Origin of the sequence: Microcoleus vaginatus FACHB-2002, from assembly GCF_040004035.1 — a bacterium.
GTDB classification, from domain to species: Bacteria; Cyanobacteriota; Cyanobacteriia; order Cyanobacteriales; family Microcoleaceae; genus Microcoleus; species Microcoleus vaginatus_C.
The window spans coordinates 161,576-179,493 of record NZ_JAMPLN010000007.1 but is presented as its reverse complement, the minus strand read 5'-3'; the positions used below and the strand labels follow the sequence as shown (position 1 = coordinate 179,493).

14 protein-coding genes are annotated in these 17,918 nt (G+C 45.1%); 8 read left to right on the top strand and 6 right to left on the bottom strand.

Annotation, left to right across the window (positions count from 1 at the left end; genetic code table 11):
* The 5 genes from NDI35_RS08965 to NDI35_RS08945 form a co-directional block, all read right to left on the bottom strand.
* Positions 1-501, bottom strand: coding sequence for a low molecular weight protein-tyrosine-phosphatase (locus tag NDI35_RS08965; RefSeq protein WP_445312424.1), 501 nt, complete (start codon positions 499-501; stop codon positions 1-3).
* A gap of 207 nt (positions 502-708) precedes the next feature.
* On the bottom strand, positions 709-1,059 hold the full coding sequence (locus NDI35_RS08960; RefSeq protein WP_006634273.1) for a YbaB/EbfC family nucleoid-associated protein: 351 nt from the start codon (positions 1,057-1,059) through the stop codon (positions 709-711).
* 62 nt (positions 1,060-1,121) lie between these two features.
* Positions 1,122-2,078, bottom strand: coding sequence for a UDP-N-acetylmuramate dehydrogenase (gene murB / locus NDI35_RS08955; RefSeq protein WP_445312423.1), 957 nt, complete (start codon positions 2,076-2,078; stop codon positions 1,122-1,124).
* Between the two features lie 156 nt (positions 2,079-2,234).
* Positions 2,235-3,791 carry a UDP-N-acetylmuramate--L-alanine ligase gene (gene murC / locus NDI35_RS08950; RefSeq protein WP_445312422.1) on the bottom strand — a complete coding sequence of 519 codons (1,557 nt, stop codon included), beginning with the start codon at positions 3,789-3,791 and terminating at the stop codon, positions 2,235-2,237.
* A gap of 551 nt (positions 3,792-4,342) precedes the next feature.
* Positions 4,343-4,504 carry a hypothetical protein gene (locus NDI35_RS08945; protein ID WP_445312421.1) on the bottom strand — a complete coding sequence of 54 codons (162 nt, stop codon included), beginning with the start codon at positions 4,502-4,504 and terminating at the stop codon, positions 4,343-4,345.
* Positions 4,505-4,753: 249 nt separating this feature from the next.
* Here NDI35_RS08945 and nadD point away from each other — a divergent pair, with 249 nt between their 5' ends.
* The 7 genes from nadD (at position 4,754) to NDI35_RS08910 (ending at position 12,526) form a co-directional block, all read left to right on the top strand.
* Positions 4,754-5,470, top strand: a complete 717-nt coding sequence (gene nadD, locus NDI35_RS08940; RefSeq protein WP_445312420.1) for a nicotinate (nicotinamide) nucleotide adenylyltransferase — start codon at positions 4,754-4,756, stop codon at positions 5,468-5,470.
* A 191-nt stretch (positions 5,471-5,661) separates the two neighbouring features.
* Complete coding sequence (locus NDI35_RS08935) at positions 5,662-6,681, top strand: type I glyceraldehyde-3-phosphate dehydrogenase (protein WP_190656404.1); 1,020 nt, start codon at positions 5,662-5,664, stop codon at positions 6,679-6,681.
* A 417-nt stretch (positions 6,682-7,098) separates the two neighbouring features.
* Positions 7,099-8,058, top strand: a complete 960-nt coding sequence (locus NDI35_RS08930) for a GDP-mannose 4,6-dehydratase (protein WP_445312419.1) — start codon at positions 7,099-7,101, stop codon at positions 8,056-8,058.
* A gap of 90 nt (positions 8,059-8,148) precedes the next feature.
* A complete protein-coding gene (gene rfbF / locus NDI35_RS08925) occupies positions 8,149-8,925 on the top strand; it encodes a glucose-1-phosphate cytidylyltransferase (protein ID WP_445312418.1) in 777 nt (258 codons plus the stop codon).
* Positions 8,922-9,929, top strand: coding sequence for a GDP-mannose 4,6-dehydratase (locus tag NDI35_RS08920; RefSeq protein WP_445312417.1), 1,008 nt, complete (start codon positions 8,922-8,924; stop codon positions 9,927-9,929). The genes rfbF and NDI35_RS08920 overlap by 4 nt, the downstream gene beginning before the upstream one ends.
* 290 nt (positions 9,930-10,219) lie before the next feature.
* Positions 10,220-11,545, top strand: coding sequence for a class I SAM-dependent methyltransferase (locus tag NDI35_RS08915; protein WP_445312416.1), 1,326 nt, complete (start codon positions 10,220-10,222; stop codon positions 11,543-11,545).
* Positions 11,546-11,611: 66 nt separating this feature from the next.
* Positions 11,612-12,526 carry an NAD-dependent epimerase/dehydratase family protein gene (locus NDI35_RS08910; protein WP_445312415.1) on the top strand — a complete coding sequence of 305 codons (915 nt, stop codon included), beginning with the start codon at positions 11,612-11,614 and terminating at the stop codon, positions 12,524-12,526.
* A 215-nt stretch (positions 12,527-12,741) separates the two neighbouring features.
* Here NDI35_RS08910 and NDI35_RS08905 read toward each other — a convergent pair whose 3' ends face one another.
* Entirely contained in the window at positions 12,742-15,366 is a 2,625-nt protein-coding gene (locus NDI35_RS08905) for a tetratricopeptide repeat protein (protein WP_445312414.1), read from the bottom strand.
* Positions 15,367-15,749: 383 nt separating this feature from the next.
* On the opposite strand from NDI35_RS08905, the gene NDI35_RS08900 reads away from it, so the two are divergent.
* Positions 15,750-17,885: a class I SAM-dependent methyltransferase gene (locus NDI35_RS08900; RefSeq protein WP_445312413.1), complete on the top strand. Its 2,136-nt coding sequence runs from the start codon at positions 15,750-15,752 to the stop codon at positions 17,883-17,885.
* Positions 17,886-17,918: the final 33 nt, after the last annotated feature.

Genomic DNA, 17,918 nt, shown 5'->3' with positions numbered 1-17,918 from the left:
TTAAATTGATTGCTGGCCGCCAACTGTTAATTTTTCTTGACTGACAACGTACTCCAACAAACCCTCGGAAGCGTCCAGCAGCAAATCAATTACTCGATCGAATCCCTCCGGGCCGCCGTAGTAAGGATCTGGCACTTCTTTAAGGTCGTATTTCTGGCAAAAATCGCACATCAGCCGCACTTTATCTTTATACTTTCCAGCCGGGTCTAGGGCAAGAATATTGCGATAATTTTCCCGATCCATAGCCAGAATCAAATCAAAATTTTCAAAATCTTTCTTGGTAAATTGGCGGGCTTCGCCTAACAATTCAATGTCTCGCTTCCTCGCCGCCAATGCCATCCGCCTGTCAGGAGGACTACCAATGTGATAGCTAGCAGTTCCAGCAGAATCGCAGGTAATGCGATCGCTCAAACCAGCTTGTTCAATTAAGTGATTCATAATATTTTCTGCTGAGGGCGATCGGCAGATATTTCCGAGGCAGACAAACAATAATTTAATCATTAGTTATTAGTTATTAGTTATTAGTCAGTCAACCGCCAATAGTGCTAATTTGTAGGGTGCGTCGCTTTCAGAGTCAATCTGCAAGTTCCATCGAACATGGAGCAGCGACGCACCTTACTATAGTGGTTTTCCAGAAAGTTTAATCAGTCAACCGTCAACCGTCAACCGTCAACCGTCAACCGTCAACAATTGACTGATAACTAATGACTAACCGAAACCGGGCAGATTTAGTCCACCGGTGAGTTCTTCCATTTTCTCCCGCATCGTCATCGTAGACTTAGCGTAAGCATCCTGCATCGCCACCGTGACGAGTTCAGAAACCACATCAGCACCTTCACCGAGGGCATCCGGTGAGATTTCCACGCGACGGGGTTCTTGGTTGCCGCTGAGAAAAACCTTGACCAAGCCGCCGCCGGCAGTTCCCTCAATTTCCATGACATCCAACTCTTCTTGGAGCTTTTTAGCTCCTTCTTGAACCTGCTGAGCTTTTTTGAAAGCTTCAGTCAGTTCTTTCATTTTTCCCAGGCCGAAGCCAAATCCTTGTCCTGATTTTGTCATAACTACTTTGTGATGGTGTGTGGGCTGGCAGTCTGCCGTTTCCGTATTACTTCAATGATGCCTTAGAAGGGAAACTCTCCCAGTATTCTAACTTCTGGCTCCAACAACAGCGACCACCGCTGCTCGACTTGCTGTTGAACGTGGCGGATCACTTGAAAAATATCATTGGCCGTTGCCGACCCGCAGTTAAGAATAAAATTAGCATGGCGCTGAGCTACTTGTGCGCCACCGATCTGATATCCCTTCAGTCCCGCTTGTTCGATGAACCAACCTGCCGTCTTGGGGCCGGGGTTGCGGAAGACTGAGCCACAGCTCGGTAAGTGGTAAGGTTGAGTTGTCCGCCGCTGGCTGAAATGGTCATTAGTTTCTGCCATTACTTGCGATCGGTCGAATCCCGGCTGTAACTGGAAAGTCGCTTCTGTTACTAGCCGATCGCCCCCTTGCAGCACCGAAGTCCGGTAGCGGTACTCCAACTCTTGGGGAGTCAGAATTTCCACCTTGCCGCCAGGGGATAGGACGCGGGCATTGACTAGAATATCAGCAGTACAGCCTCTGTGAGCGCCTGCATTCATCACCACAGCCCCTCCCACCGTACCCGGTATGCCGACTGCCCATTCTAGACCTTTCCAGCCCCGTTTAGCGGCCAACCAAGCGAGGCGGGGAATTGACTCCCCCGCCCCCGCTGTAACTTGACCTGTTTCTGGATTAAAATTCACCTGTTTCAGGTAGCGAGTGCCGACGACCAAACCGGACAAACCTCGATCGCTCACCAACAAATTAGAACCTGCACCCAGCAGAGTCACCGGCATCCCTTCAGAGTCAGCCCAGGCAAAACTCGCTTGCAAAGCCTCCATACTGCGGGGAGCAACGTACCACTCGGCGGGGCCACCGACTCGGAAGGAAGTCAGGCCCGCCAGCGGAACTTGGGAGTTAATCTTGCAATCAGTTCCCCGCAAAGAAATAGGAGAATACACTCGCCGATTGTCCTTAACAGAGGAGTCATTCGAGATAGTCACCATCTTGAAAATCCTTAAAAATACCTTCGCTCGAAGACGTAGTTGAAAATCCATTTAGCTAACTTATGTCGCCCCTTTGAGCGAGCTGCTCTTTCAGCAGTGTCGGTACAACCTGCACCGGCCTGGCTGTCGTTCGACTCTTCGGGGCGGGCGATCGAGCTAATCCGGGCGATCGGCTTGTTGATAAAAAGCCATAACCTCTGGAATAATCTGATTCAGATTACCAGCACCCAAAAACAGAGCCAAATCCCCCGGTTGCAGATTTTGGGTTAAAAACTTAGTGACTGACTCCAGGGAAGGCGCAAACTCAACCTCTCGGCCTTCTTTAGCAATCAAATCAGCAACCTGCTGCCCGCTAATCTCTCCTAAATTCGGTTCCCCAGCACTATAAATATCGCAAGCCACAACCAAATCAGCATCCCCAAAAGATTGAGCAAATTCTGGCAAAAATGTCAGAGTTCGGCTGTAACGGTGGGGTTGAAAAATTGCAACCACTCTTCGGGATTTGGGATTTTTTTCGCTACCTTCGATACGCAAGCGAGCCGCCGCCAAGGTGACACGAATTTCGCTAGGATGGTGGGCGTAGTCGTCCACAAACAGGATGTCATTGTGAAAACCCCGCACCTCAAAACGGCGGCGAGCTCCTTCAAAGCCAGCAATCGCTTTGGCAATCGCCGAAAACTCTAACCCCAACAATCGGCCCACTGCTACCGCAGCTAGTGCATTGCTGAGATTGTGTGTGCCCAGCAACTTCAACTCCATTTCCCCTAGGAAAGTTCCTCGCTCCCAAATCCGAGCCTTGGTGCTTTCGGCCCCGTACTCCACGCCCGAAACCGTGTAGTCAGCACCGCTGTCTGGCTGCAAGCTATAACTGACATGAGGCTGAAGGCAGTCTTTGACGATTTGGTCGTCAATACAGCCCACCAAGGTTTGACAGTTTTGGGCAAACACCTTAAATGTGTCTATTACCTGGTCAAGGGTATCGTAATGGTCTGGATGATCCAGTTCGACATTCGTCACTATGCCAATTTTGGCTACCAGCTTAACGAGAGAACCGTCGGATTCATCAGCCTCGGCCACTAAGTAGGGGCCTTCCCCCAAACGGGCATTGCCTTCCCAAGCATTTACCTCGCCTCCTACTACGATGGTCGGGTCTAGACCCGCAGCCATCAGCATGAAGCCGATTAAGCTGCTAGTAGTAGTTTTGCCGTGAGTCCCGGCTACGGCTATGCTTTGGTAATCTTGAATTAATGCTGCCAACACATCCGATCGATGAAAAATCGGACAGCCCAAATCTAAAGCAGCTCGATATTCGGCATTTGCTGGGTGAATAGCCGTCGAACATACTACTTGAGGCAATCCCGGATTTGCTTGGGCGCTTGAACCGTTGCCGTTCAATTGGAGAGCTTTGGCTGTCGCGACAGAAGTCCCTACCGTACCCGCGACTATCGAGGATACTGCCCTTTCCTGTTGCCCGCAGTCGGGACTGCTACCGTTAAGGGCCGTTTGAAATAGTTCAAAATTGCTGGCGTCTTGACTCCAAAAAATATGAGCTCCCATTCCTTGCAAGCGCTCGGTTATGTGACTCGATTTAATGTCGGAGCCGTACACAGGCAACTTGCGTTTAGCTAGAATGTAGGCTAGGGCTGACATCCCAATCCCACCAATGCCGATGAAATGAAATGGTCTACCGCTAAAATCAACAGAACTCGGCATCTTTGCTCCTCACACACCACACCACGCCAATAACACGCGATATCATATCAAGAATTGTTTTTTCAGGATACAGTTCGCTAGAGATTTTGTACAAAATTCTCTGCGCGTCCCTAGATTTGCGGGACTTGTAGAGATGTTTGTCTTGTATCCTATATGACTTAGTACCGAGTAGTTTTCCGGAACAGTCACAGCTCGAAAATTGCAGGTAACAGAAAACAGGGTCTGGGGTCGGGGTCAATAGACTAATTTTGGGTGGTTGCATACTCCTGCATTCTTTCTATTTCGATCCGCCTGCTGTGCTGGGATACGGCAGCAAAAGCCCCACAACCTTTCTACCAAGATTGAGGGTAAAACCCATAAGGATTTACAAACACTACCACGAACAACAAATTTTCGCTCCTTTTATAGTCATTTATCTACCCGTACGGTCATTTTTTCTTGAAAGTGAGAGATTGACACGATCGCAGCTATAGTATATATTCTTACTTTATTGTATATATACAAGTTATCCAGTTAGTCGAAATAGTCGCAAAGCCATAGATCAAACCAAATCATTGGTTTTGATCGAGAAGCCGATCGACTCTCTTGACAGCCCTTAAAATTTTTACCACTGCGATAAGTATATCTACCGTCAAAACTTTTTCTGTCGCCCACAAACGAATGCTCAGGCGGTCGATCGCGCACTCAAAACAAGTTGGGATTAATATTGGCAAGGTTAATCATCCAGTCCCGCACCCACTCTGACGCTCAGAACCGGGTTTTTTAAGTTTTATTGAAGGTTTGAACGAATTAAGGGGTTGAAAAAACCGGTTTCAGCGTTCAGGACGATCGTCGAAACTAGGGTCGTCCAGGGGTTGGTCGCCAATGAAAACCGAGGGTTTTCTAATAAACGAGCTTATGGTTAAAAGCGTATCAACATAAAATTGGCGCGATGCCTGTATTAATCCTGATTTGGGGGAAATATGGCGAAAATAGCGATTTTGGGGGGGACTTTTGATCCGGTTCACTGGGGTCACGTGTTGGTAGCCGAGACGGCTGCGAGTCAATTTGCTCTCGATCGAGTCATTTGGGTACCGGATCGCTCTCCTCCTCACAAAGAGCGCCCGGATTTGGCAAGTTTTGAGCAGCGACGGGAAATGCTCGCTCTGGCGATCGCCGATCGCCCAGACTTCGTAATTTCGCCGCGGTCGGCAAATCCCAGAGACAGTTCTTTTGCGATCGACACCCTGCTGTATTTGCAAAAATTGTATCCAGGCGATCATCGCTGGTACTGGATTATTGGTAGTGACGCACTCCTTACTCTCCCCAAATGGCACCGGTGCGGCGAAATTGCCGGGTTGTGCGACTGGTTGGTGGCCCCACGTCCGAGTCAGGAAGATCGAGTGGCAGCAGAAAGCGGGGAGATTGGGGGACTGTCCGAGTGGGGAGATTGTCCGGGTGGAAAACCCCTCGATTCCGGGGGGGACAGGATGCAGGTTCAGACAGATGCTGTTGGCCGGCGAGTTGCCGAACAAATGGCTCTTTTGGACGTGGAAATTCGGTGGGAGGTGCTTTCCATGCCTGCGATCGAGATTTCGTCGAGCCACATCCGCCGCTGCTGCGCCGAAAGGATCGACCTCCGCTACTTAGTCCCGGAAGTTGTCGGGACTTATATTGCAGCCCATCAGCTTTACCAGTAACCAGCGGCAGAAAGCCTAATGCCTTCTGCCTTGCAATTTCAGCCTTCTAGAAAAGTTCAAGCTTTTTTGATCGACACAAAAAGTTATAAAGGATCAACCTTTGCGATATGATCTTGTCTCATAAGTCAATTCTTAAATTTTTCCAAAATTTAAGCCTGAGCTAGGGGCTGCCATCATTAGGAGGTACTAAAGTGATTCGAGTCGCGATCAATGGTTTTGGACGTATCGGGCGCAGTTTTGCGCGCTGCTGGCTGGGCAGAGAAAACAGCCAGCTAGAGTTGGTAGCTATTAATGACACTTCCGATCCCAGAAGTAATGCTCACTTGCTCAGATACGATTCCATGATGGGAACGTTGAAGAATGTGGACATCAGTGCGGATGAAAATTCCATTACTCTCAACGGCAAGACAGTTAAATGCGTGAGCGATCGCAACCCGCTAAACTTGCCTTGGAAAGATTGGGGTATTGATCTGATTATTGAATCGACCGGTGTCTTCGTTGACCAAGCTGGTGCATCGAAGCATATCACTGCCGGCGCTAAAAAAGTGCTAATTACCGCTCCCGGCAAGGGTTCTGAAGTTGGCACTTATGTGATGGGAGTCAACCACCACAACTACAAGCACAGTGACTACACAGTCATCAGCAATGCTAGCTGTACTACCAACTGTCTGGCTCCTGTACTGAAAGTGCTGCACGAAAATTTTGGCATCGTCAAAGGCATGATGACCACTACCCACAGCTATACTGGCGACCAGCGCTTGCTGGATGCCAGCCACCGCGATTTGCGGCGGGCCCGGGCGGCAGCAATGAATATTGTGCCGACTTCTACCGGAGCAGCCCAAGCTGTGGCTTTGGTGATTCCGGAATTGAAGGGCAAGTTAAATGGTATCGCCATGCGCGTCCCGACTCCTAATGTGTCGGTAGTTGATTTTGTGGCTCAGGTAGAGAAAAAGACTTTTACCGAGCAAGTAAATCAAGTTTTCAAAGAAGCTGCCTCTGGCTCCATGAAAGGGATTTTGGAGTACAACGATTTGCCTTTAGTTTCATGCGACTATCGCGGAAGTGATGCTTCTTCGATTCTGGATTCCAGCTTGACGCTGGTGATGGATGGCGACATGGTGAAGTTGTTGGCTTGGTACGACAATGAGTGGGGCTACAGTCAGCGGGTGGTTGACTTGGCTGAATTGGTCGCCGAACGTTGGGAAGCCTAGTACCCGAAGGCAGAAGGCTTTAGTCATTCGGCAGAAGGTAAAAAAGGCTAATATTTTGTACTTTTGAGTCGATTTCTAGCTGACTGGTTATTTCGGTTTTCGAGCGGTAGAGACTTTTGGCAGTTGATAGTTGGCGAGTAGAAGATGAAATATCGTAGGGACACAGGACTGCCCTGTCCCTACGATATTGGTAAGCTGCTACTCCCAGCTATCGAACTTTTTGCCATAATACTACGATCGGGCTTTCGGGTCTGCTTGATGATAAATTTGTTGTTTGTTTGTAGTAACCGCTTAAACTTGCTGTGGTAAGTTTTCGGAAAATCCCAAAGATTAAAAAAATAAAAATTCCCACTATAAAAGTTAAACAACTGGAAAAATAGCAACAGCTACGGTGTAGTTTTGCCAACAAAATCTGATATGAAAAAAGCGCTAATTTGTGGTGTATCAGGTCAAGACGGAACTTATTTAGCTAAACTTTTGCTCGATCGAGGTTATGAAGTTTGTGGCACCTCCAGGGACGCCCAAATGTCTAGTTTCGGAAACCTGGCCCGTTTGGGCATCCGAGACAGAGTAAAACTAGAATCCATGTCTCTCAACGATTTTCGCAGCGTTTTGCAAGTGCTTGCTAAAATAGAACCCGATGAGGTGTACAATCTAGCAGGTCAAAGTTCCGTCGGTCTGTCTTTTGAACAACCCGTAGAAACCCTCGAAAGCATTGCCACAGGCACATTGAATCTCTTAGAAGCAATTCGGTTTACTGGCGGAAAAATTAAACTTTACAACGCCAGTTCCAGCGAATGTTTTGGGGATACCCGAGGCAGTCCAGCCGATGAAAATACGCCTTTTCGCCCCAGAAGTCCTTACGCGGTAGCGAAAGCAACCGCATTTTGGGAAGTAGCGAATTATCGGGAAGCGTACAATTTGTTTGCCTGTTCTGGTATTCTGTTCAATCACGAGTCGCCGCTGCGGCCAGAGAGGTTCGTCACCCAAAAAATTGTATCTGTTGTGTGCCGAATTGCTGCAGGCAGTTCTGAAAAATTGCATTTAGGAAATATTTCAGTGCAGCGGGACTGGGGTTGGGCGCCGGAATATGTGGAGGCGATGTATTTGATGTTGCAGCAGGAAGAACCGGACGATTATGTAATTGCCACGGGTGTAAGCTATCCTTTGGAGGAGTTTGTGCAGACAGCGTTTGTTTCTGCGGGTTTGGATTGGCAGGAACATTTAGTAACCGATGCAAGTCTTTACAGACCGACGGAGATTGCAGTTGGGAGGGGAAATCCGGGTAAGGCGAAGCAAAAGTTGGGCTGGGAGGCGAAGTATAAGATGCCTGATGTGGTGCGGATGATGGTAGAGGCGAGGATGGGTAAGGTGTGAGGATTTTTTCAGAAAATATAGCTCTTTGTTTGCAATAAATACCTGTTGTGAATTATCAGCGGTTGTGTACCCTTTTCAAAATGTGAAACAATGCAAGTAGTTATATTAGCCGGCGGTTTGGGGACACGTCTCAGAGAAGAAACAGAATTTCGTCCCAAGCCCCTAGTAGATGTGGGCGGGCGGCCGATTATTTGGCATATTATGAAGACCTATGCCCATTACGGTTTCCGGGACTTTATTGTGTGTTTGGGCTATCGCGGCAACATGATTAAGGAGTATTTCTTGAATTATGAAGCTATGAATAATGATTTCACTATTTGCTTGGGTCGCCAGAATTGCATTACTTATCACGAGGAACATCGCGAGCAAGATTTTAAGGTGACGCTGGCTGAAACGGATCCGGACACCATGACTGGGGGGCGGGTGAAACGTGTGGAGAAATACATTACTGAGGATACCTTTATGGTGACCTACGGTGATGGAGTTGCTGATATCGATATTGGGGCGCTGTTGGATTTTCATAAGTCTCACGGTAAGCTAGCAACTGTTAGTACAGTGCGTCCGATATCGAGATATGGTATTTTAGATGTGGACAACCAAGGCAAAGTTCTGGAATTCACCGAAAAACCTCAAATAGATGGCTGGGCTAGTGCGGGATTTTTGGTACTTCACCGCAGCATATTTGAGGATTTGAGCGGGGATGATTGTTTTTTGGAGCGAGAGCCACTAGAGCGGTTAGCGGCCCAGGAACAATTGATGGCGTACCGCCACAAAGGTTTCTTCTTTGCGATGGATACTTACCGCGAGTATAAGTATTTGAATGAACTTTGGGATAATGGAGAGGCTCCTTGGAGGGTGTGGGAATGAGTGAATTTTGGCGCGATCGATCTGTGTTAGTAACTGGCTGCACCGGCCTTTTGGGTAGCTGGTTGGTAGCTGATTTAGTGCAGAGGGGGGCAAGGGTAACTGGATTAGTCCGAGACTGGGTACCGCAATCCAGACTTTACACAGAAAACTGGGATCAGCAGATTAACGTAGTACGCGGGTGCGTACAAGATTTACAAACCCTAAAACGAGCGATCAATGAGTATGAAGTAGACACAGTATTTCACTTGGCAGCTCAATCTATTGTGGGTATTGGCAACCGAGATCCACTAGATACTTTCGAGACAAATATTAAAGGGACTTGGAACCTGCTAGAAGCCTGTCGCCAAGTTGGGGGTGTCAGTCGCATTGTTGTGGCATCTAGTGACAAAGCCTATGGAGACCAGCCAGTGTTACCTTACGACGAAACAACGCCACTACAAGGAGAACACCCCTACGATGTCTCTAAAAGTTGTGCTGATTTGATTTGTCGGACTTATTTTGTCAGCTATGGGATGCCAGTGTGCATAACCCGGTGTGGCAACTTTTACGGTGGTGGAGACTTAAACTTTAATCGTATAGTGCCGGATACAATTAGGTCAGCTTTGCGTGGCAAGCCAGTGGTACTCCGCAGCGATGGCAGTTATATCCGAGACTATTTCTATATAGGAGATGGGGTTTTAGCCTATTTACACCTGGCAGAGCAGATGGAAAGGCGAGAAATATGGGGAGAAGCGTTTAATTTCAGTAATGAGTTGCAAATCCCGGTTTTAGAAATGGTGTGTAAGATTTTGGAAGTAATGGATAAAACTCATTTAAAGCCAATTATTTTGAATCAGGCTAAGAATGAAATCAAACATCAGTATCTGTCAGCAGAAAAAGCACGTACCCTGCTGAATTGGCAAGCAAAGTATTCTATTGAAGAAGGTCTGCGGGAGACTATTCAATGGTACGAGCAATTGCTCAATCGTGACAGCAAAACATGGCCATTACTTATGCAAAAATAGAAGAGCTTTCCCTTGCTGAGCTAGTTTTTTTTCAAAAGAAACATCTCCAAAACTAGATGAACGGGAATCATAGTTGCCAGCCGTATGTATAGTAACTATGTTTTTGCTGTGGACATTAGCTTTGAATAGCAGCTCACCAATGTCAGAGAATTTTTGCAAGTTAAACAAATGTGAGACTAGAGGCAATGACGATGCACTGATGATGCTAAGCTATTGATTCGCAGACAAGAGTATTAACTGAATCAACCAAATCGCTCTACCGCTTGAATACTGACTCTTTGGAGAATCATATGACTCAATCTTCCCCCAGCCCCATTAAAGAAATCACTAAATGTCGAATTTGTGGCAACGAAAATCTCACCCCTGTTTTAAGTCTTGGCGAGCAATGCCTCAGCAGTGTTTTTCCAGAACAAGACTCCCCTAACCCATCAATTTCTCCTCTCGATTTAGTTCTCTGTGATGGCGATGATTCAAGTGATATTTGTCGGATGCTGCAATTCAAGCACACCGCTAATGTATCGGAAATGTACGGGACAACTTACGGCTACCGTTCGTCAACCAGTCGCACGATGCGTAGCCACCTAGAAGCAAAGATTAAACGCTTGCTAGACATCGTGCAGCCGAAGAATGGCGATGTCGTATTGGATATCGGTTGCAATGACGGTACGGTGCTGAATTTGTATCGAGACCTAGACCTGGTTCGGGTTGGGATGGATCCATCAAGTGAAAAATTCGCTGATAATTTCGATCCCGATATTCAGGTTATTTATGATTTCTTTTCCGCCGATCGCGTTCGTGGCATCATTGGAGATCGTAAATGTCGCATCATAACTTCAATTGCGATGTTTTACGACCTTGAAGATCCCGTAGGCTTCATGCGTCAAATTCACTCAATACTTGCCCAAGATGGGGTATGGGGTTTTGAATTGTCGTATATGCCTACGATGTTGACTAATCTTACCTACGATCAAGTTTGTCACGAACACATAACTTATATGGGTTTGCGCCAAATTTTTTGGATGGCCCAACGGGCTAACATCAAAATTCTGGATGTCAGCTTAAATGACATTAATGGTGGCAGTTTTGACATCATTGCAGCACGGAATGATAGTACGCTGACCCCGAATCATCAAAATATCAAGAAGCTGGTTGATTATGAAGAGCCACTTACCACAATAGCTCCTTACAATCGCTTCCGAAATCGCGTCCTTCAACATCGCGATGAAGTGCGCAATTTTTTCGATTTAACCCGCGCTGCAGGCAAAAAAGTCTATGGCTATGGAGCATCAACCAAGGGCAATATTGTACTGAATTATTGCGGTCTTACACCGCAAGATTTAGTTGCCATCTGTGATAAGCAACCTCAGAAAGACGGTCTGGTTACGCCCGGTACACGCATTCCGATTATTAGCCAAGAAGAGTTGCGGCGCAATCAACCTGACTATGTATTCGTTCTCATCTGGCATTTCCGCCGCGAAGTGATTGAGGATGAGATTGAGTATCTGGAAAAAGGTGGAAAGTTGGTGTTTGACTTACCGCGTCTGCATATTGTCGATCGCGACAACTATAAGCGCTATTTAAGCGCTCCCTTTGAAGAATTAGCTTTTCCCCTGTAATTGGACAAAGTTTATCAGTGACCAGATGACAGCTAATAGAGAACTCATCTTTTCGGACTTCTAAACATGAAAAAAGTGCTTGTAACAGGTGCGAATGGTTTCATAGGCAGACACGCTCTAAAACCTCTAGCTGAGTCAAATTTTGAGGTTCATGCTGTTACCTCCAGGAGTTTACAAAATTCACAAGATGTAAGTGTTAATTGCACTTGGCATATTGTAAATTTACTAGACTCCACTCAAGTTAGAGATTTAGTGCGTGCTGTGAAGCCAACTCACCTGCTGCACTTTGCTTGGTATAACATACCCGGAAAATGCTTGATGGCAGAAGAGAACTTTCTTTGGGTGCAGGCTAGCTTAGAATTGTTAAAGCAGTTCCGAGAACAAGGGGGGGAGCGAGTAGTGATGGCGGGAAGTGGCTTTGAATATGATTTGAGCTACGGTTACTGTTCCGAGTCTGTAACTCCAAAAAAGCCCTATTATCCTTATGGAATCTGCAAACACGCTCTACAAGAGATGTTGATTACCTATTCAGAAGTGACTCAACTCAGTAGTGCTTGGGGGTATATTTTTAATGTCTACGGTTCTCACGATCATCCAAAGCGTTTGGTTTCCTCAGTAATATGTTCTCTCTTGCGTGGAGAGTCGGCTCTTTGCTCACACGGCAATCAATTTCGGGACTATTTTTATGTCCAAGATTTAGCTGATGCGTTTGTTATACTATTAGAAAATAATGTTACTGGTTTGTTGAATATAGCTTCTGGACAACCAGTTATGGTTAAAGAAATTGTTTACAAGATTGCTGAAAAACTTGGAAGAACTGACCTAATTAAACTAGGGGCTATTTCTACATCGGCTGGGGAACCTCCCTTATTAGTTGCAGATGTTACTCGTTTATCTAATGAATTAGGTTTTTCCCCCAAATATAATTGGGATCGTGGCTTGGACTTAACTATAAATTGGTGGAAAAGTCAAGGGGTATAAAGTTAAAATGGCGGACTGTAACCCTAATCTGTACTCCTAGTAGGGGCGATCTTTGGATAGGATTGTCAAGAGAGCTAGTAATGTCGGAGAGATAAATTTTAGGCGTTGCGGATTCCAGATATAATTTTGGTAGGGCGAAGGGTTGTTGGCTTTTGCCCTGGGTATCGATCTCGGTGAATCAGATCTCAATTCAGCAACGCCAATTTTTTTAAGTGTTACCCTCTTCGAGCATGTAAATTTTTTATTATCTGAAAAACTTCACTGTAAATTGCTTCCCAATCACAATCATAGTTGCAATAGATACCAGGTGTATTATCTTCCTCAGCACTCTCGTTCCTAGGTACAAATACGATGGATGCCAAATTTTCGCGAACCTCTGGCGAAAAGTCAGGTTTGACATCGCTGTGGTAATATTTACTGTCTCCATGTACCACCCCAACCTTGTTAGCAATCCATATTAAGAAAGTAAGTCCTGACCCCGCTGGTGCTATGTATGTATCTATAGCGTTAGCCCAAGCTATTTTTTCATAGGTCTTACAACCAATTGCATTGTATGTATCAATATTGGAAGGTATAATCGCCAAAATTTGTTCTATAATTCCTTTCTCCCTTTCAATCATATACTCATCATTATGATTATTTGTCTCGGTTCGAGACCACCCATCAAAGACAATTCCCAAATTAGGAAAATCTGAATGCAGGTTTTTGATAATATTGGCTATCCCTTCTACTTGAGATAGCCATATCCTAACATGGCTACGAATTTGGATACACACCAACGGAAAATGTTTTTTTGCTTTTTCTAATTCTTCCCAAAAACTTTGATCTTGAGAACATTTTTTTAAGGCAGCACGGCTCATTCTGCCTATCAATGCCTCGTTGATAAACAGGTCAGTCACCCTAAAAGCGAAATAGTTATTTTCTAAAATCGTTTGACAAAGATTCCCACTATCAGAAACCTGGATAATCTTCTCCGGGGGAATTTCAGGAAAAATCTCACCAATACTGAAATATTCCCAAGGACCCACTATAAATTTGTCTACTTTTTGTAACTTGTCCTGCTCATGTAAATATTGAAGAGCTGTAAGATCGTTCCAAGTATAATGTGCTATGTTAGAAAAAAAACCCAGAACAGCCACGGATTCTTTTTTGCTGTTACTTTTTATGTAAGATTGGACTTGCTTCCAAAAGCTGACTGTATAGCCCTTCAACTTGTTGATAATTTCTTCAATGTTTATATACGACTCAACAATATGTAACCTAATAATTAGCTCCTGTTTAGGAAAATAAATAGCAAACTTTGCACCGATCCAGTTACCAACAATTAAATAAAATATTTGACTTCCGATAAACCGATAAATTTTTACTGGAGATGGCCACCAATTACCGAAATTATAGTCAATAACAAATGATTCCTCCGATATGAGTATCTTTCCTGTGGCAGGGCAGAGTGAATAGATATAACCAGTTTCTACCATACTTTGCTGACAGTAACCAATTTCTGTGATATGTCCTCTAATTTTTCTCGCCGTTTTTTTAGCCAAAGTAATTTTTTTCTTATCCGCAAAACTATTAGTATATATTTCTTCCAAAGCTTTGTTATCTTGGCCAATTAATTTCAAATTGGCTAGCGACAACCCGGCAGATTCAATCATTGCTTTGTCTGCTTCTGTTAAAGCCCACATATTTATCAGTTTATATTTAGAAGTATGCCTGAAATACGTAACTGCATCTTCCCTTTTAATTTTTGTTTGGCAATGAGGACTTCTCTCATCCAGCACACCTTGTTGATTCAATCCATTCCATAAATACTCGCAGACATTTCTCAGAATGGGTTGAACCTGTGAGGCTTTCTCGAAAGAGGCCACAGCACCATCTAGCATATCTTTTTCGGCTTGGTGGATGCCTAACTGATGGTAAGCTTCAACAATTAGTGTCTGTAAACGCAAGTAGGCTTGCGACTGGTTTGGTTCCACTTCTATAGCTTTTTGGTAACAGGAAAGGGCGTCATCCAAACAATTTTGCTGTAAAAAGAGCATCCCTAGGTCGAAATATCCCCCCCCATTTGGTTGAATCTCTAAGGCTTTTTGGTAAGCTGCGATTGCGTCGTTCAGCTTGCCCTGTTTAACTAGGGCAGATCCTAACAGTTGGTGCGGCCAAAAGGAATACTCCAAGTTTAGCTCTATTGCCCGCTGGTAACTCGCTGCGGCTTCCTCCCACCTGCACAGATAAGTGAAGGCTGCTCCTAAATGGTAGTGAGCTAATGCCAGTTCTGGGTTAGCTTCCAGGATTTGGCAGTAGATGTCTACTGCTTGGTCCCACTGTCTTTGTCTGCTAAATTGAGCCCATAAATGTTCTAGAACCTCTACTGACTCTGGATCGATCTCAATCGCACGGCGGTAAGATGCGATCGCCCCGGCTACATCCCCCTGGTTTGCCAAAACTTTCCCCAATTGCTGGTGCGACAAGAAAGATTTTGGGTTGAGTTCTATCGCACGATGGTAAGCCGCGATCGCGTCTTCCATCTGTTCCTGTCTCACTAAAGCTTGGGCCAACTGCAACCAGGTTTCCCAGTTATCTGGTTGAAGCTGCAAAAGATTGTGATAGCCCTCCACGTTGTCTGGATTGAGTTCTATCATGTGGTGGTAAGCCGCGATCGCTTCAGCTAAATCAGACTGAGTGCGTCGTTGCAGTGCATTGGCCAATGCATGATGAATCCAATCAGCATCAGGGTTCAGTTCACTTGCACGGCGGTAAGCTGCGATCGCGTCTTCTAGTTTCCCTTCTTGCAGAAGTTGATTGCCCTTGTCGAATTCGGTCACAGCCTTTTGCTCGTTCATTTTTGCTAAATTACTTTTTTGCTATCAAACATTATGTCAGACTCACATTATGTCAGACTCAATGGGGCTGCTTACTCCAGCACCAGCTTGTTTATAATACATCATTTTGCCAACACATCGTCAAGTAGCTTGCTTGATATCTGGTATAGTCGGGACGCTAACGGTTTTATCCCACTGTCGCGGCCCAAAATTGCGCTCGCCACTAGGGTAGGTTATAATATAGGCGATTTTGTAGCTCATGCGTTTGCTTGTTTGGGGCTAAACTGGCGGGAACATACTGCGATCGATCTGAGTCTTTGATAGACCAACAGAGATTGTATTCTGGTTGGTGTAAAATCAATGGATGCAATGATAAATTAAACGTGAGGAGGATATATAAATATATGGAAATGGGATTTACAGGAGAAAGGTACGTTCCTACAGTACAGGGTCGTATCCGGTATGAGCATTTACATCGCTATGCTTTAGCACTAGAGTTGGCTCAAGGGAAATCAGTTCTTGATATAGCATCGGGAGAGGGATATGGAAGTGCTTATTTATCTAAAGTTGCCAATTCGGTTATCGGTGTAGATATTGACAGAGAATGTGTCAACTTTTCTCGGAATAAATACGGAAATATTGCCAATTTAGAGTTTGTTGTCGGCTCTTGCGATGCTATTCCTCTTTCTAGTGAATCTCTTGATATAGTAACATCTTTTGAAACCCTTGAGCATCACGACAAGCATGATGAAATGATGCGAGAAATTAAACGAGTCTTGAAGCCGGGAGGGGTTTTAGTGATTTCCGCCCCTAATCGTTTGACCTATTCCGAAAATCCCCAATCAGCCTCCGCTAATCCTAATAATCAATTTCATGTAAAAGAACCCTACGAATATCAATTCGTAAGTTTACTAAGTCGTTACTTCAAAAACGTTAAGCTATATGGGCAGAGGCTAGCAATAGGATCTTTTGTCTTTCCATTGTTGCCCAATAATCTTCCCTCAACTATTAGCGCTTACACAAGCAAAAAAGATGGACTCACAAGAGAATTTTGTTCTTTACAGGAACCCATCTATTTTGTGGCAGTATGTTCGGATGAAATAAATAATACACAAAAACTCTTAAATTCAATTTTTATTGACGAGAGGGATGATGTTTTAATAGACCTTGAAAAGGATACACAAGCTAAATTAAATCAAGCAAATTCTAATTTAGGGTTGAAGGATATCAGATGCTCAGAATTACAATCTGAGGTTTATAAACTTGAGGAATTGTTGTCAAAATATCAGTCTCAACTGCACCAAGCTGAAGGTTTGTTAGAACAATCCCAGTCTCAACTGCACCAAGCTGAAGGTTTATTAGAACAATCCCAGTCTCAACTGCACCAAGCAAATTCTAATTTAGAGTTGAAGGATATCAGATGCTCAGAATTACAATCTGAGGTTTATAAACTTCAGGGATTCTTATCAAACTATCAGTCTCAACTGCATCAAACTGAGTTAATATTAATGCAATCTCAATCCCAACTGCATGAGACTGAGGCGGTGTTGGAACAATCTCAGTCTCAACTACATGAGACTCAGGCAGTGTTGGAACAATCTCAGTCTCAACTACATGAGGCTCAGGCATTGTTGGAACAATCTCAGTCACAACTGCATCAGACTCAGGCAGAATTGGAACAATCTCAATCCCAACTGCATGAGACTCAGGCGGTTTTGGAACAATCTCAGTCACAACTGCATCAGACTCAGGCGGTTTTGGAACAATCTCAGTCACAACTGCATCAGACTCAGGCGGTTTTGGAACAATCTCAGTCACAACTGCATCAGACTCACGGGCTATGGGAACAATCTCAGTCACAACTGCATGAGACTGAGGCAGTGTTGGAACAATCTCAGTCTCAACTGCAGGAGATTCAGGCGCAATGGGAACAATCTCAATCTCAACTGGATGAGACTCAGGCGGTGTTGGAACATTCTCAGTCTCAACTGCAGGAGATTCAGGCGCAATGGGAACAATCTCAATCTCAACTGCACCAGACCCAGGCACTATTAAGTCAATACCAGTCTCAATTGCACCACACTGACATAGTATTAGTGCAATACCAGTCTCAACTGCATGAGACTCAGACAGTATTGGAACAATCTCAATCTCAGCGGCATCAGACTGAAGTTGTGTTAGAACAATCTGTGTCTCAACTGGATCAGACTCAGGCAGTATTGGAGCGATGGCTGTTTCAACAAAATCTAGTCGCCACTCAGACAGAGGGATCGATCCCGATGCAGTACCAACTCTTGTTGTGGGATGCGTGGTATGCTTACCGCAAAGGTGATATGATTGCTGTGGCTCAGTGCTTGCAGCAATCTTTGAAATTTACGCCTTTATCCCGCACAGAAACAGTGGTAAACTGGTTAGAAAGATTTGCGAAGTTATCGTCAGAGAAAGGTTGTGAATTTGATACCTACTCCCTGACTAACTCAGCGGAGTGGAAACAACTGATGCGGAGTATAACTGCTCTTAGAACTGTTATTGCCAGTTAATAAAACACCCGTCCAGCAGCAAGAAACCGCAGC

Coding starts and splice junctions, on each gene's coding strand:
- NDI35_RS08905 (WP_445312414.1), bottom strand. CDS start 15,366: ATGAACGAGCAAAAGGCTGTGACCGAATTCGACAAGGGCAATCAACTT.
- NDI35_RS08920 (WP_445312417.1), top strand. CDS start 8,922: ATGAGTGAATTTTGGCGCGATCGATCTGTGTTAGTAACTGGCTGCACC.
- nadD (WP_445312420.1), top strand. CDS start 4,754: ATGGCGAAAATAGCGATTTTGGGGGGGACTTTTGATCCGGTTCACTGG.
- NDI35_RS08915 (WP_445312416.1), top strand. CDS start 10,220: ATGACTCAATCTTCCCCCAGCCCCATTAAAGAAATCACTAAATGTCGA.
- NDI35_RS08910 (WP_445312415.1), top strand. CDS start 11,612: ATGAAAAAAGTGCTTGTAACAGGTGCGAATGGTTTCATAGGCAGACAC.
- NDI35_RS08930 (WP_445312419.1), top strand. CDS start 7,099: ATGAAAAAAGCGCTAATTTGTGGTGTATCAGGTCAAGACGGAACTTAT.
- rfbF (WP_445312418.1), top strand. CDS start 8,149: ATGCAAGTAGTTATATTAGCCGGCGGTTTGGGGACACGTCTCAGAGAA.
- NDI35_RS08900 (WP_445312413.1), top strand. CDS start 15,750: ATGGAAATGGGATTTACAGGAGAAAGGTACGTTCCTACAGTACAGGGT.
- NDI35_RS08960 (WP_006634273.1), bottom strand. CDS start 1,059: ATGACAAAATCAGGACAAGGATTTGGCTTCGGCCTGGGAAAAATGAAA.
- murC (WP_445312422.1), bottom strand. CDS start 3,791: ATGCCGAGTTCTGTTGATTTTAGCGGTAGACCATTTCATTTCATCGGC.
- murB (WP_445312423.1), bottom strand. CDS start 2,078: ATGGTGACTATCTCGAATGACTCCTCTGTTAAGGACAATCGGCGAGTG.
- NDI35_RS08965 (WP_445312424.1), bottom strand. CDS start 501: ATGATTAAATTATTGTTTGTCTGCCTCGGAAATATCTGCCGATCGCCC.